General features: G+C 49.1%; 13 protein-coding genes and 1 tRNA gene. 4 read left to right on the plus strand and 10 right to left on the minus strand.

The window, feature by feature from the left end:
- Positions 1–4: 4 nt before the first annotated feature.
- From CWM47_RS40080 to tgt, 10 genes are all read right to left on the minus strand, one after another.
- Positions 5–1066 carry a zinc-dependent alcohol dehydrogenase gene (locus tag CWM47_RS40080; RefSeq protein ID WP_317046662.1) on the minus strand — a complete coding sequence of 354 codons (1062 nt, stop codon included), beginning with the start codon at positions 1064–1066 and terminating at the stop codon, positions 5–7.
- On the minus strand, positions 1063–2169 hold the full coding sequence (gene wecB, locus CWM47_RS29085) for a non-hydrolyzing UDP-N-acetylglucosamine 2-epimerase (RefSeq protein ID WP_100992096.1): 1107 nt from the start codon (positions 2167–2169) through the stop codon (positions 1063–1065). Before wecB ends, CWM47_RS40080 begins: the two co-directional genes overlap by 4 nt.
- A 136-nt stretch (positions 2170–2305) precedes the next feature.
- Entirely contained in the window at positions 2306–3445 is a 1140-nt protein-coding gene (locus CWM47_RS29090) for a Gfo/Idh/MocA family protein (protein ID WP_100992097.1), read from the minus strand.
- Positions 3445–4572, minus strand: coding sequence for a glycosyltransferase family 4 protein (locus CWM47_RS29095; RefSeq protein ID WP_100992098.1), 1128 nt, complete (start codon positions 4570–4572; stop codon positions 3445–3447). The genes CWM47_RS29090 and CWM47_RS29095 overlap by 1 nt, the downstream gene beginning before the upstream one ends.
- Complete coding sequence (locus CWM47_RS29100) at positions 4569–5585, minus strand: glycosyltransferase family 4 protein (RefSeq protein ID WP_100992099.1); 1017 nt, start codon at positions 5583–5585, stop codon at positions 4569–4571. The genes CWM47_RS29095 and CWM47_RS29100 overlap by 4 nt, the downstream gene beginning before the upstream one ends.
- Positions 5586–5588: 3 nt before the next feature.
- Positions 5589–6884 (minus strand): hypothetical protein, encoded by a 1296-nt coding sequence (locus CWM47_RS29105; RefSeq protein ID WP_157816083.1) that lies wholly within the window; start codon positions 6882–6884, stop codon positions 5589–5591.
- A gap of 217 nt (positions 6885–7101) precedes the next feature.
- On the minus strand, positions 7102–8124 hold the full coding sequence (locus tag CWM47_RS29110) for a CgeB family protein (RefSeq protein ID WP_100992101.1): 1023 nt from the start codon (positions 8122–8124) through the stop codon (positions 7102–7104).
- A gap of 14 nt (positions 8125–8138) precedes the next feature.
- Positions 8139–9431, minus strand: coding sequence for a nucleotide sugar dehydrogenase (locus CWM47_RS29115; protein WP_240625514.1), 1293 nt, complete (start codon positions 9429–9431; stop codon positions 8139–8141).
- Between the two features lie 43 nt (positions 9432–9474).
- Positions 9475–10575, minus strand: a complete 1101-nt coding sequence (locus CWM47_RS29120; RefSeq protein WP_100992103.1) for a GumC domain-containing protein — start codon at positions 10573–10575, stop codon at positions 9475–9477.
- 181 nt (positions 10576–10756) lie between these two features.
- Positions 10757–11887, minus strand: coding sequence for a tRNA guanosine(34) transglycosylase Tgt (gene tgt / locus CWM47_RS29125; RefSeq protein ID WP_100992104.1), 1131 nt, complete (start codon positions 11885–11887; stop codon positions 10757–10759).
- A gap of 224 nt (positions 11888–12111) precedes the next feature.
- Between tgt and CWM47_RS29130 the strand changes: the two genes are divergently transcribed.
- The 4 genes from CWM47_RS29130 to CWM47_RS29145 all read left to right on the plus strand — a co-directional run bounded on the left by CWM47_RS29130 (position 12112) and on the right by CWM47_RS29145 (position 14703).
- Positions 12112–13320 carry a glycosyltransferase gene (locus tag CWM47_RS29130; RefSeq protein WP_100992105.1) on the plus strand — a complete coding sequence of 403 codons (1209 nt, stop codon included), beginning with the start codon at positions 12112–12114 and terminating at the stop codon, positions 13318–13320.
- An 87-nt stretch (positions 13321–13407) separates the two neighbouring features.
- On the plus strand, positions 13408–14037 hold the full coding sequence (gene rsmG / locus CWM47_RS29135; RefSeq protein WP_206170552.1) for a 16S rRNA (guanine(527)-N(7))-methyltransferase RsmG: 630 nt from the start codon (positions 13408–13410) through the stop codon (positions 14035–14037).
- Positions 14038–14229: 192 nt separating this feature from the next.
- A complete protein-coding gene (locus CWM47_RS29140; RefSeq protein ID WP_100992106.1) occupies positions 14230–14532 on the plus strand; it encodes a hypothetical protein in 303 nt (100 codons plus the stop codon).
- A 97-nt stretch (positions 14533–14629) separates the two neighbouring features.
- A tRNA-Asn gene (locus CWM47_RS29145) sits at positions 14630–14703 on the plus strand.
- Positions 14704–14851 lie beyond the last annotated feature (148 nt).

The following is a 14851-nucleotide window of genomic DNA, read 5'->3' on the forward strand; positions in this document are numbered from 1 at the left end:
GATTTCAGGTCGCCATAGATTTTCTGATAGTTGACCAGGGAACGCGCTCCGTTATAAACGGCATTACCTGTAACTGACCAGTAGCCAGAAACTGAAGGACTGCCTGAAAATTTCGATTGGCTGTCCAGCGTACATACGCCAGCGGATAATCTTGTCCTTTCTGTTCATAATCAGCATCATAGCGACCGGGACCGTAGGAGCACGAAATCCGAAACGTAAGTTCTTTTTCGTAAAAATCAGCCCGATTCATCGACAGATCAATAACGCCAACCAGAATAACGGCTCCCTTTTGGCGACTCATGCGGGCGGTCTGCGACAGCAATTCATCTGCCCGAGCCGAAGCCGTAATGATAACACCATCTGCCCCTACCTCATTGGTCAGCGCCATAACCGCTTTTACCGGATCTGTTCCCAAGCCAAGGTTAAGGCTGGTTATTCCCCGTTCAGCGGCTAACAGGCACCTGCTTTCGTCAATGTCTATGCCGATCACGCGATGCCCCGTAATTCGGAGCAATTCAGCGGTGAGCAGCCCAATCAACCCCAGCCCGATAACGACAACGGTTTCGCCAATACTCGCGTTTAGGAGTCGAATACTATGCAGGGCAATGGCTCCCACAACGGTAAAGGCGGCTTCGTCGTCGCTTACCGAATCGGGAATGAGGGCAACCAGATTGCGGGCTACACAAACGACCTCGGCATGAGGGCCGTTAGAAACTACCCGATTACCGATTCGTATATCGGTCACACCATCACCCACCGCCAGCACCGTTCCAACGTTGCAATAGCCGAGCGGCAACGGCTGGTTCAACTTCCGACGAACTGCCTCTACGGTTGCCAGTAGCCCGTCGGACTGGATTTTTGCCAGCACCTGCTTTACCTTATCAGGTTGTTGGCGCACCTTGGCCAGTAGATTGGCTTTCCCAAACTCAACCAGCATCCGCTCCGTTCCCAACGACACCAGCGACCGCCGGGTCTGAATCAGCACATGCCCTGGTCGTACCTGTGGCGTTAGCACATCGTCGAGTACTGTTTCGCCCGTGTTGAGATTCTGGATAAGTTGTTTCATACTTCGTGCATCGCTGTGGTATACAGTATTTTTGCGATTCGACCGGCGGTTTTGCCATCCCACAAGGGCGGTATCCGGCCAACTTTAGCACGACCATTCAGGACTTCCAGTAGTTTCTGGTGGGTGGTTTCCGGCTCTAAATCGGCGAGTAATTGATTCGTACCCAGTTCGATAGTTACAGGTCGCTCGGTCGTGTCTCGGAAAGTGAGGCAGGGAACGTTTAAATATGTTGTTTCTTCCTGAATGCCGCCCGAGTCGGTCAGAACGATAGCCGCGTGTTCCATTAGGTTCAGAAATTCCAGATACCCCTGCGGCTCCAATAGTCTCAGGTTTGGGATGGATACCAGAGGAGGCATCAGGTTGAGTCGGGTCAGGCTCGCGCGGGTACGAGGATGAAGAGGGAACACAACTGTTTTGTGGAAAGCGGTATTCTTTACCAATTTCAGGACTTTTTCCAACCCCTGTCGGGTATCCACATTTACAGGCCGGTGCATGGTCATGAGCACATAATTTCGGGGCGATAGACCAAGCAACCGAAGTGTATTCAACTCAGCCGCTTTCCGGCGATACTGCACCAGTGAGTCGATCATTACGTTGCCCACAAAATGAACCCGCTCGTTGGCAACACCTTCCCGGCGAAGGTTATCCAGTCCGGCCTGTTCGGTTACGAACAGCAAATCGGCGAGGGCGTCGGTCTGAATCCGGTTGATTTCTTCGGGCATCTGCCCATCGCCCGACCGAAGGCCCGCTTCCACGTGCGCCACCTGAACGCCCATTTTCGAGGCTATCTGGGCACATGCCAATGTGCTTGTTACATCGCCAACAACCAGCACCCAATCGGGCTGTTCGACACGAATTACAGCGGCAAACGTTTGCCTGATCTCGGCCATTTGCTGCTCTGGCGTTCCGGCTCGGACGTTCAGGGAATAATCGGGCTGAGGTAGGTCGAGTTGCTGGATAAAGACCGCACTCAGCCGAGCGTCGTAATGCTGTCCTGTATGGACAATTTTCGACTGAATACCCGGCACATTCAGAAAAGCCCGATGCAACGGGGCTACTTTCATAAAATTCGGCCGAGCCCCAACAACGCTCAGAATTTTCATGGTATGGATATGTGCGAGAAAGTTGTCTGAACTGTATTTTTTGCCAGTTTTAAAAACCCCTAAATCCCCTAAGGGGACTTATTTCAACGTCAAACAAAAGTCCCCTTTAGGGGATTTAGGGGTTTTCAAACGGTTTCTAAAAATTCTCCAGTCCCGTCACCTGAATGACCGAGGACGTTTCGAGGGCTTCTCTGGTTTTGAGCATCAGGTAACCTGTTTCCCAGATCATCCTGATTGTCTCCTGCTTTGACGGTTCAGACAGCATCAAGTAACTATTTTGGACTGAACGCTTATGACCATGATCTCTAACCCACAATCGCCGACGAATTACAGTTTCGGTTATGTCCAGTCGAAGCGTTTTGAAATCGGTCAGGCTGGCCAGTAAATTTCCCTTGTGAACATTCAATGCTTCGCGAACGCCTTCAAACGTGTGCCCCTTCGCCGAAAAGGTGATTGTCGCGATGGAGCCATCGGCAAACAAATAGGAGACGCTAATGTCGCAGTCCGATTGGTAGGAACGCACGGGAGTTAGTTGAACAGGAAAGCGGCTGGCTTCGGGAATTAACCGCAGTGTAAAATCAATCCAATGACACAGATTGCCCAGAATTCGGCCGCCCTCTTGTTCCGAAAAATACCAATGATCGGCAGCAATGGCGTGCCCTGCTACAAACCAGTTGAGCATGGCCGGGCCGGATTGAGCATCTACATAGCGTTTTAGCAACAACCCAAGTTCACTCTCGGGCCGGTTGAATCCTATCCTAACGCGCCCCTTATACGCACGTATTGCCGCACACAAGCGCACCAGTTGATCTTCACTCACCACGTGCGGCTTTTCGATATGTACTGCTTTGCCTTGTTTGATGGCAGCAATGGCATATTCAGCGTGGGACGCGTGGTTGGAGACAATATAGACCAGGTCGATGTGCGGGTCGTTTATAACATCGTCGGCGCAGGTGGTATAGTACTCTGCCCGATACCGCTGACCGAGCGAAATGGCCCGTTTTAAGTCGGTGTCCATAACGCCCCGGATGACGGCCCCATATTTTTTGTGGACGTAATAGGCCACATTCGCATAGGCAAACGTACCGCAGCCCAAAATACCAACGTGTTTACCGGTTGACCCTGCAGGCGCGGGCATCGACTGCCTGTGCGAAAACTGCCGTTTCATGTGGCAGTTTGCCTGCACTTTGACCCATGTTCTGGTCAGGCCAAACAAGCGCACATAGCGAACTACTTTCTGAATTTTGATGCGTAAAGGTTGGCGGGTGTAATCCATTATGTTGTAGATAGGTTTCTTGCCGTTTCATAAAAATCGACCCAGCGAGTCGGGTTGGCCGTTATATCGTAATCCCGGCGAGCCAGCTGCAAAGCCCGCTCTCGATACAATTCGTAGTGGCTGGGCGGCATAGTCAGAAATGATTCGATAGCCTGACGAAGTAAATCTGGCTCATTCTGAACCCATCGGCCAGCCTGCTCCTCCTCAAGAATCTGCCAGGGCGTGTTGGTAGAGGCCACAACGGGGGTTCCCTGCGCCAGCGATTCAATGACGACATTGCCAAAATTCTCGGCATGAGAGGGCAAAATCAGCAAATGAGCATCGGCATATAATTGCTCCTTTTGCTCACCCTGCACCACACCGATAAACGACACTTTTGCCGAAATACCCAGCATTCGTACCAATTCGCGCAACGTCCAGGCATACATTTTATCCGAATCCGACCCGGCAATAAGTAGCGAGTACTCACTTCCGCGAAATAACGTTGATGCACTGAGGGCTTCCAGAAGCCGATCAATGCCTTTGATTGGGTGCATTCGACCTATATACAGCAGATAAGGTCGGGCTACCCGAACTATTGGCATAGGCAATTCCATCATCGTTCGGATTTCGCCGATTCGGGCATCCGGCCCAAAATGTTGTCTAATCTGATTGCGTTCCTCTGCGCTGGCAGCATGAAACAACACATCCGAATTAAACCACCGGAATAGCGTCAATAAAAACTGTTTCAACCGGGGTCGAAACGCAAGGGCGGCCGGACTCAATTCACCGTGGGGCGACCATACAATGGGCTTTCTCAATAGCCGACAGCAGATGAGCCAGGCAAAGGAAGCGGGGTAGAAGAGGCTGTTTAGATGCACAACATCGGCCTGCCGAATGGCCCGCCAGCCATACCATATGTGCCTGAGAGGGACATAGAAATGTGGATTTCCGGTATAAATCACTCGTCCACAATCCCGAACCAGCCAACGGTTATGTGGTATCGACGAGGGTATGTCCTGCGATGTAGCCACCACCGTAACGTCGTGCCCGGCGGTGGTGAGCGTCTTTGCCAGCCAGTAAATTGTAGTGGCCGCCCCACCAACGGGCGCGGGGTAAAACCAATCGGCCGACAGTGCTATTTTCATATAACAGGTTGCGCTGATAACGATGGACAGCCTTGCTCATACAGCGATTGATACCGGTGGGCAGCTAGTTCGACTGTATAGCATTGCGCGTTTCTTAACCCTTCTTCAATGAGGTGTTGTCGGTATATATCATCGTGAATGAGTCGCGAAATACCGGCCCGAATGGCGGGGATATTCGTCGGATTGACCAACAGGGCAGCTTCAGCGGCAACTTCCCGCATGGGTGAAACATCGGACGTAATAATGGCCCGACCAATGGCATTGGCTTCGAGAATAGGCATACCAAAGCCTTCATACGTCGAAACAAACGTGACGATGTCGCAGGCGGTATACAGTTGAACGATAGCCTCCCGGCTGAGATCGACGTACTGCCGAAAGTCAATTTGCCGTTGGTGCAACTCCGCCCGGATTTCCTTGGTTAGCGGGCCAACGATCACGAGTGTGCAGGAAATACCTTCGATGGCCGCGATCAGGCTGGGCAGGTTTTTATGCGGAGCCGTCCCGATTTGCAAGAGAATAGGTTTAGCATGATAAAATACTCCGGGACTCGCCATTAACGTTGGGTCGCAGGCGTTAGGCACCACCTTTACTTTGTGTGCGATAGGACCCACATAACGCAACAGTTCCTGTCGCGTTTTTCCTGAAACAGCCGTTACAACGCCCGCCCGGCGAATGGGCAGGTAATACCAGAACAGCCAGAAGATCGCGTATCGTAGTGGACGATGCCGGTTGTTTTTCAACAAACTACAGTCATGAATAGTAAGTACCGTGCGGGATGCCGGTAGGGCCAGCGCCAGATAATGTACATCGCCCGTGATATGAAAAACGCTGGCGGTCAGTTGCTTTACGAAACGCAGATTTTGCCAGACTGTTCGCACTCCCCGGCTTATGTGCGGCAGCCGAACGGCTTTTGTTTGTATTCCAGCCTCTTCTATTTCGCAGCGAATCGTATCGAACAGATGCTCGATACTGTGTCCGGTTCCGGAGCTGCGAAATAGGTAGAGAATGGTCATAGACTATAGTTCGGTGCTTTCAGCCGTTTTGTACTGAAGCGGAGTATGCACCGTTTTTCTGAAAAACAAACGCGTCAGGATATAGTATAAGAACAGGTTTCGAATAGTGGCCAGATAGGTTATCATGTCCATTTCGACCATCGACAAAGCCAGGTGTATGGACATACAGCAGACAACCAGCGAAAACAACGGACTTCCGTACTGGTTCGTCACGAAGTAAATCCCATAAAACAGTATAGAAATGAAACCTGTATAGAGAAAACACCCAAGCCAGCCGAAGTCAATAAATGACTCTAAATAAAGTGTTTCGCTAATATCTGTCAGGCGTAGGGCATACGTACTTTCATACAGGGCTTCCTTCGCCAGGACGGATTTTTTATCAACCAGAAAATCACTCGGCGTAGCCAGCAGTATACTGTTCCGTAACGCTTTACCTGCCAATGGTTTATGCGCTGTTGTTCTGAATAAATTAATAAACTGACCAATAGCAAGCGAACTATAAACGCTTCTGAACGCCATGTTGGTCGTTCGTATTTTATCATATTGGTCGTCGTCAATGGCTTGTAAGCCCCGAAAACCATCGACCACGCTCATCCGTTGAAGATTCGCAAACCCATACACGGTACGTAGTTTATGATATGTGTCGGCAATGGTCAGAATTAGCAGGATGCTCAGTAGTATGGGCACGATATGGCCGACAATGTATTTACCTGTCAATACACGTTCGTAGGTGAACCCGGCAAGCAGTAGGGCAAAAAAGTAGAGTACGCTACGACGACCGAATAGAAAAAACCAACTCAGCTCGCCCAGAAGCAGCCCAACAATCAACAAACCAACCAGCCATTGGCGCGTTTGAACACAGTAACGGGCATAATAAGCAAGTACGAAGGGTACTACCGGCGCCAGGGGTGTAATCAGTGCCAGTAACGGATGCGTTGGTTCGCCTTCAGTTGCCAGATCATTCCCACCATAAACAATCACGTTGATGTTGAGCAGGTAAAGCTGGCAACCAAAAACGCCCACGACCAGTATCAATGTTGCACGCCTATGGGTTTGCAGGCAAGACTGCACATCCTGATAAATGGACAGCATCATGCCGGACGTATGCAGGCGGTTACCCAGCAGCCAGAGGGCTATGGCAAATGCATTCGCATACCCCTGAGCGAGTGAAAGGTCTGTTGCTGTGGTATATGTGTAGGCCAGGGTAATTTCCCACATATCCGTTGATATGAATGAGATAGCCACAAAACCAATCAGCATTCCTAACGCACTGGCCACGCTGATAATGACGGCTGCCATCAGCAGAAAATTGACACGTCTGTGGGGTATTATCAGCAAATTACCCAGTCCGTAAAGCCCGCCAATAAGTGACAGAACACAGGTACAAATCAGCCAAAATTCAGAGCCGCCGAATAATGACATTCCCGAACTTAGCACGGCTAAACTGCTGTAGATTATAAACTTTCTGTCATGGAGATTCACTGTGCTTCGTGGATTACGACCGTGGAGGCTACCATTATCTGTCCTTCATCAGCGATAGAGAAGACATCCCCACCGTTTGAATTAACTGCCTGACACGTAAATCGAGGCTATGATATTGCTGAAAATGAGCATATTGACGACTTGTCAGTGCATACCGCTCTCTGGGGTGAGCCAGATAATGCCGAATTTTATCAATGGCCTCATCTATTGATTTATAGGTTACCAGATCAGCCGGAACACCTGTGTATTCATCAATCGTCGGTTTATAATCGGACAGTTGAAAGCCGCCAATAGCGTTAATCTCAAAGTATTTCTGATTGACCGATGTAACTTCGGCGTAGTGGAAATTATTGAAAACGATTTTAGCTCCGTACAACAGTCGATTCTTTTCTGCACCAACCAGATACTTCTGCCGGAAAGCCGTCCGCACCATCGGACGCAGGTAAGGGCCTTCGACCCCATACACCGCCACTTTTATTCCAGCCCGCATCAGAAGTTCAATCATCCGGGCGCGATATGCATATAAATTACCAAAGACCAGCACATCAATATTTGTGAGCCATTCTGCAACGCTTTTCTCGACCGTTGGTTTCTGGTGAATGCGCGGGTTGAAGCCTTCGGGCAGATAATGTGCGTTAGCCCCAACTTTATTGCGCAGAAAGTCAACGATATACGGCTCTTTGGAAAAATAATAATCGAATTCGGCGGCAATGATCTGCTGCTTTTCAAGGTTCGACAGCGCATCTGGATTCATTTGTACAATGGGCACCCCAGCTACGTGTTCCTTGAGCTGTTTCACAATCAGAGGGTGCAGATTTCGGTATACGACAAGTACCAGATCAGTTTGAACTGAAGCTACTTTATGCGCCAAACGAACACTAACCACCCGATCATACGATTCAAGAAAACGCGACGCCCAATAATTCAGCCTGGCCGAAACAGGCAACACATCCGTAATATCGACGATTGAAACAGTATGTCCCAGTGCCCTGAACGAATCGCTCAGGTTGTACTCATAAGAATCAAATGCCCTGTGGCCCACAATAACTACCTTCATCGTCTTACCTACGTTTACAATCGCCAATATTCGATTCCGGCACTTTTTTGTACAGTATACATGCCTTTCAAATCCAGCAGAATCGGAGACTCGCTCATCAACGACCTGAAATAAGCAGCATCAAATGCCCGATAGCTGTCATGACTAACCGCCACTATAACTGCATCATATTGACCAACAGGCTTTTCCATTAAGCTCATATTATATTCGTGAGCTACTTCATTCGGCGATGCAAGCGGGTCAACGATGTGTACGTTAACGGCATATTTCATCAACTCCCGTACCAGATCGGCCACTTTGGAATTGCGGATGTCGGCAATATTTTCCTTGAAAGCCAGTCCCATCACCAGCACTTTTGTTTGTGCCGGATTCTTACCCACCTGCAACAGCAGCTGTACCAGTTTCGTGGCCACAAAAGCGGGCATACCGTCGTTGACACGCCGACCGGAATTGATCACCTGTGGTTCATAGCCAAGTTGCCGGGCTTTGTAAAGCAGATAATACGGGTCTATTCCAATGCAGTGCCCGCCCACCAGGCCCGGTGTAAATGGCAGGAAATTCCATTTTGTCGATGCAGCGTTAAGGACTTCCTGAGTATCGATACCCATCTTATCGAAAATGATGGCCAGCTCGTTCATGAGCGATATATTCAAATCGCGTTGAACGTTTTCGATGACTTTAGCGGCTTCGGCAACCTTGATACTAGGTGCCGTGTACACTCCCGCCTGAATAATGCTGCTGTATACGGCAGCAATAGTTTGTGTAGCATCACCGTCGCTTCCCGAAACAACTTTACGAATATCGGTCAACGTACGAACCTTATCGCCGGGGTTGATTCGCTCCGGCGAGTAGCCCAGTTTAAACTCACGGCCCAGCGTTAGTCCAGATTCGTGTTCCAGAATGGGCAGACAGTCTTCTTCCGTACAGCCCGGATATACTGTCGATTCATAGACTACATAATCACCGGGTTTCAGTACCCGACCAATCGTTTCCGATGCCCGTTGCAAGGGTTTCAGGTTAGGTACTTTATAATCGTCTACGGGCGTGGGTACGGCAACGATAAAGAAATGAGCGTGCTTCAGATCATCCGGATTGGCCGTAAAAAAGATATCCGTTCCGGTAAATGCATCCGCTTGCAGTTGCCGGGACGGATCTTCATTTTGTTGCAGCATAGCTACTCGCCCGGCGTTGTTATCAAAACCAACAACCCGGAACTGACGGGCAAGCGCAAGCGCAAGCGGCAGACCAACATAGCCCAAACCGATCACGGCAATTTGTTTTTCTTTCTGTTGAAGGGCGTTTAGCAACGAATTAGTTTTGTTAAGGTAGTTCCTGTTGAGTTTGTGTTTTCTACTTTGTTTGTTCCGCGTCCAGTATAGTCCGCCATTTCTCCACCACATCTACCTGTTGAGCCAACATATATAATCCACTGATTGTCAGACCGGCCATCGCAAAAACCAGAACCACAAGTGTTCGCCTGGGCGATGTTCGTTTGAGCGGCACCTTAGGCGGTTCGAGCACAGTAAAGACCGGCGTTCTGGCCTGTACGTTTAGTTTCGCCTGCTCAAACTGGCGTGCCAGCTCTGTATAAACGGTTTGAGCAATACTCAGTTCAGTTTCCATTTGTTGCCTGTCCATTGTGGTCGCCAGCATCACAACGTGTTTGTGTTGATCGTCATAGTGAAACAGGGCAAGCTGCGCGTTCATATACCGTTTGTGTGCGTCGGCCTGTTGGCGGTCGTAGAAGCGTAAGTCCTGCCGTGCTTTCCCGGTTCGGTAATTTCGCACATACTGCGTCAGGTACTTCATGGACAGTTGTGCTACGGCTGCCGCTACATTGGCATCGGGCATACTGGCCGTGATGGTAATAATGCCCGAACGTGTATCAAATCTGGCCGCGACACGCTCACTAATTTCTTCGACTAACTCCTGTTGCAGAACCGACAATCGCACCGTTCCGTCTGGCTTGCTTATGGGTTTTAGGCCAACTTTTCCGGCTGGATTAAACGAAAAAAACCGGTTGAATGACCAACCAGTATCGTTGGGATGTAAGAACGCACCCACCGTCTGCCCCTGTCCATCGGTTGTTGTAATTGGTTGATCTATCAAATAGAGCACAAAAGGTGTGCTCTGCAAAACAGTGGGATATAAATCTGGCCGAATGGCATCCTCACGCTCAGCGTCCGAAAAATCTATTCCGGCAAAGCCCGCTACCGATGCCAGGCGTTTGAGTACATCGCCCGATCCGCTGTTCAGTTCGGGCATCAGTCGCGCTTCCGACCGAAATTCCGGTTTTATCAGCAATGCTACTACCACACCTAACAAAGCAAACAATAAACCGCCAATCAACACGGCACGCCTTCCCAGCCACAGCGTTCGTACAATCACATCGGTCGGCAAACGCGACCTGCGATTTTTAGATAACGTCGGGTTAGATTCGGTCAAAACCATCTTGTGAAGGTAGTACGGGCATGCAGTTTATCTCTTGCCAGATTCAGGAACATGTATGAGACTGCAAAACATAGAAAAAGTCTCCTAAACCAACATTTAGGAGACTTTACGTTCAAGAATTAACCACATCCGACGTTTAAGGGAAACGTTAGCTCTATTGAATCAACGACTGCCGCTTGTCTTATAAACGCTGCATCAGGTGAACGACCATTTCATTTTTCCAGGAAACAAAATCGCCCACTGCAATGTGCGCCCGCGCCTGCCGAACCAGCCACAGGTAAAACGTCAGGTTATGCAGGCTGGCAATCTGACCGCCCAGCAACTCCTCCGATTTGATCAAATGCCGTAAATACGCTTTCGAATAAAAGGTGCTGGCATACCCACCCAAACCCGCATCGATGGGACTAAAATCACGGTTCCATTTTTCGTTTTTAATGTTGATAATACCTTCCGTAGTGAACAAAAGACCATGGCGGGCGTTGCGGGTAGGCATTACACAATCGAACATATCCACACCTAAAGCAATGGCTTCCAGAATATTAGCCGGCGTCCCTACGCCCATCAAATAGCGGGGTTTATCGACGGGTAGAATACCATTCACGAGTTCGATCATGGCGTACATTTCCTCGGCAGGCTCGCCCACCGCTAACCCGCCAATGGCGTTCCCTTCGCGCTCTTTGCTCGCAATCATCTCGGCCGACTGTCGGCGCAGATCGGCGTAGGTACTACCCTGTACAATAGGAAACAGGGTTTGGTTGAACCCATAATGCCCCTCTGTCGCATCGAAGCGATTGATGCAGCGATCCAGCCAGCGGTGCGTCATATCCATTGACTTCCGGGCATATTCATAGTCGCAGGGATAGGGTGTACACTCATCGAATGCCATAACAATATCGGCCCCGATCGTGCGCTGAATGTCCATCACACCCTCTGGCGTAAATGTGTGTTTAGAGCCGTCGATGTGCGATTTAAACGTAACACCTTCCTCTTTGATCTTTCGGGTACCGGACAAAGAATACACCTGATACCCGCCCGAATCGGTCAGAATAGGCCGTTTCCAGCCATTGAAAGCATGTAATCCACCCGCCTGGCTCAGCACGTCCAGGCCCGGCCGCATATAGAGGTGATAGGTATTCCCCAGAATAATCTCGGCGTTAACGTCCGTTTCGAGCTCACGCTGATGCACCGCCTTCACGGTTCCGGCGGTACCAACCGGCATAAAAATCGGTGTTTGGATGGGCCCGTGATCGGTTATCAGCGTTCCCGTTCGCGCCTTCGACTGCGGGTCTTGGGCAGTAATCGAAAATGTCATAGTACAAAGATAAGGAAAAGGGGTGGAGTGAGGGGAATAGGTGAGGTGAGTGATTATCGTTTATCCTTATCTCCTCACTTCACCTATTCCACCCACTTCACCAATTTCACTCACTCCACCAACTTCACCCACTCCACCTATTCCACTCAACTTTTCTCTCCATTTCCCCTATCTTTGCGCCCTTGATTCAGAACCAACGCATTAGCGAGTAAACGTCCCCCTTTGTGATCACTGCACTGCTGATAACCTGGCTGTTTATAGTCGGCATTCAGCTTATTTTTATTCTCCTTGTTTATTCAAGAACGGCCTTTTATCGCCAACCCGACCGAAACGACTCCCTCCTACCACCAGTCCCATCTGGCAAGTCTACTGCTCAAACCCCTGTTCAACGCGGCATAACTGTTGTCGTTTGTGCCCGAAATGAATGGGAAAACCTGACCGAATTACTGCCGATGCTCAATGATCAGATATACCCCTTATTTGAGGTATTGGTCATGGACGACCGCTCAACCGATGGCACCAAGCTATTTTTGGAAAACGAAATTGCCCACCTGTCGCGGGTTCGGTTTATTCGTATCGAGAAAGAACACGAGCACGTAACACCAAAGAAATACGCATTGACCATTGCCATCAAGAAAGCCAGCTACCCAACGGTTTTGCTGACCGATGCCGATTGCCGCCCCGCATCGACCGACTGGCTAGCTGGCATGGTAGCCCCTATGGAAACGGGTACAAAAGATATTTCGCTGGGCTTTTCGCCTTACGAGCCCCAACCCGGTTTCCTGAATCTGCTCATTCGCTCCGAAACCCTCTTCACTGCCATACAGTATTTTTCGCTGGCATTGGCGGGCAGTCCCTATATGGGTGTTGGCCGAAATCTGGCATATCGTACCAGCGTATTTTTTGACAATAAAGGCTTTTATACCCATAAAAATGTGGTGGGTGGCGACGACGATCTGTTCATCAACGAAGTCGCCACATGCAGCAACACAGCCATTTGCCTTGACCCGAATACGTTTATGTGGTCGAAACCCAAAACGACTTGGACTGACTGGCGGCTCCAGAAACGACGTCATCTTAACGTGGGCAAATACTACAAATCAGGCAATAAATTTCGGTTGGGCTTACTTACCGGCTCACACGTGCTAAACTGGTTGCTGGCACTGGCTGTGGGCCTTATCGTTTTGGTTCACGAACTCCTGCATACTTCCTTTACCGCCAGCGAATGGTTACTTTTGCTAGCCGGAACGGGTCTATTCATCGTTCGGAAATTAGCATTTTGGGGTATTGTTGGACGAATCAGTTATCGGCTGGGCCATACCGTACACTGGGCTACTATTCCGTTTATAGACCTCTTACTAGCTGTTTATTATGGTTTGGCAGGAATAAAAACACTTTTCAGACGTCGTAAAAAGCGATTGTACTGGCGCTGATTTTAATAAAAAATGTAAAATGAATAATGGATAAACCGCCGACTTGCTTAATCAGTATGCATTTTACATTATCCATTTCCTCTCAATATGAACATCGAATTACTTCTTAAATACTTCCCAAACCTGACGGTTGAGCAAAAGGAACGCTTTGCTGCTTTGGATGGCTTATACCGCGACTGGAATGCGAAGATCAACGTTATTTCGCGTCAGGACATCGACGCGCTCTACGAAAAGCATATTCTGCACTCCCTAAGCATCGCTAAAGTCGTTTCGTTTAAGCCCGGCACCGAAATCCTCGACGTGGGCACGGGGGGCGGTTTTCCAGGCATTCCGCTGGCTATTCTGTTCCCAATGGTCGACTTTCATTTAGTCGATGGCATCGGCAAGAAAATAAAGGTGGTGCAGGAGATTTCTGATGCACTGGGACTCACAAACGTAAAAGCCGAACAGATCCGGGTCGAGCAACTAAACACAACTTACGATTTTGTTGTGAGTCGGGCCGTTACACAACTGAAGCCCTTCCTGGGTTGGATACGCTATAAAATTCATAAAGCCGGTAACAACGACCGCCCGAATGGCGTTTTGTATCTCAAAGGGGGCGACCTGAAAGCAGAACTTGCCGAAGTACTCGACCGTTACCGCGTGTATGACATCTCCGATTATTTTGAGGAGCCTTTTTTTGAGACCAAGAAAATAATTTACTTACCCAAAAAATAACCGAGATTTTACCAAGATTTAAAGAATTAAACAAGATTATGGCAATTGACGGTTGTATAGGCTGTGCAGCAATCCAGAAAATCGTTGAACATGACTTTCACGCTGATTTAACTGACTAATTGAGCAAATGCGTAATCTCGTGCAGTAATCCTAAAAATCCTTTGAATCTCCTTAAAATCCTGGTCAGAGATCATGGCAGAAAAATTCCGTTCCAGCAGCTTCAAAGACCCTATCAACCCCGACGAGGTTGAGTTCAACGACAAGGGCGTTACGTTCCGTGCCCGTAAACTGATTGGCGGCACCGATAATTTCGTATTCTACTCCGACATCTCGGGTGTTGAGATCGACAACGGCGTTTTCTTCTCAACCATCCGGGTGATTCCGCGTGCCCGGCCCGAAATCATCATCCGCAATTTCTCGAAAGGCGATGCCCGTCGCATTAAGGAGCTGATTTTAGAGAACGTCCCAAACAATCGGCCCGATTCTTTTCGATAGAACAGGCTCTGATTATCATCAGATTAAAAAATAACTTCATTTTTTTCAGTCTGATACTTGCGCAATATGGTTCTAGGGGCTACTTTTGCACCACGATTCCCGAATAGCTCAGTCGGTTAGAGCATCTGACTGTTAATCAGAGGGTCGCTGGTTCGAGCCCAGCTTCGGGAGCAAAAAGCCTCAAAACACACTGTTTTGGGGCTTTTTCAGTTTATTTGTACCTACTTTTGTAACATTTACTGATGGTTTCTACTTCACAATCAATTCTTCTCAGAACTTTATAAGCGATTTACTTAAAACAAGAAAGCAACGTATTAAT

The sequence above is a fragment of the Spirosoma pollinicola genome (assembly GCF_002831565.1).
Lineage (GTDB): Bacteria > Bacteroidota > Bacteroidia > Cytophagales > Spirosomataceae > Spirosoma > Spirosoma pollinicola.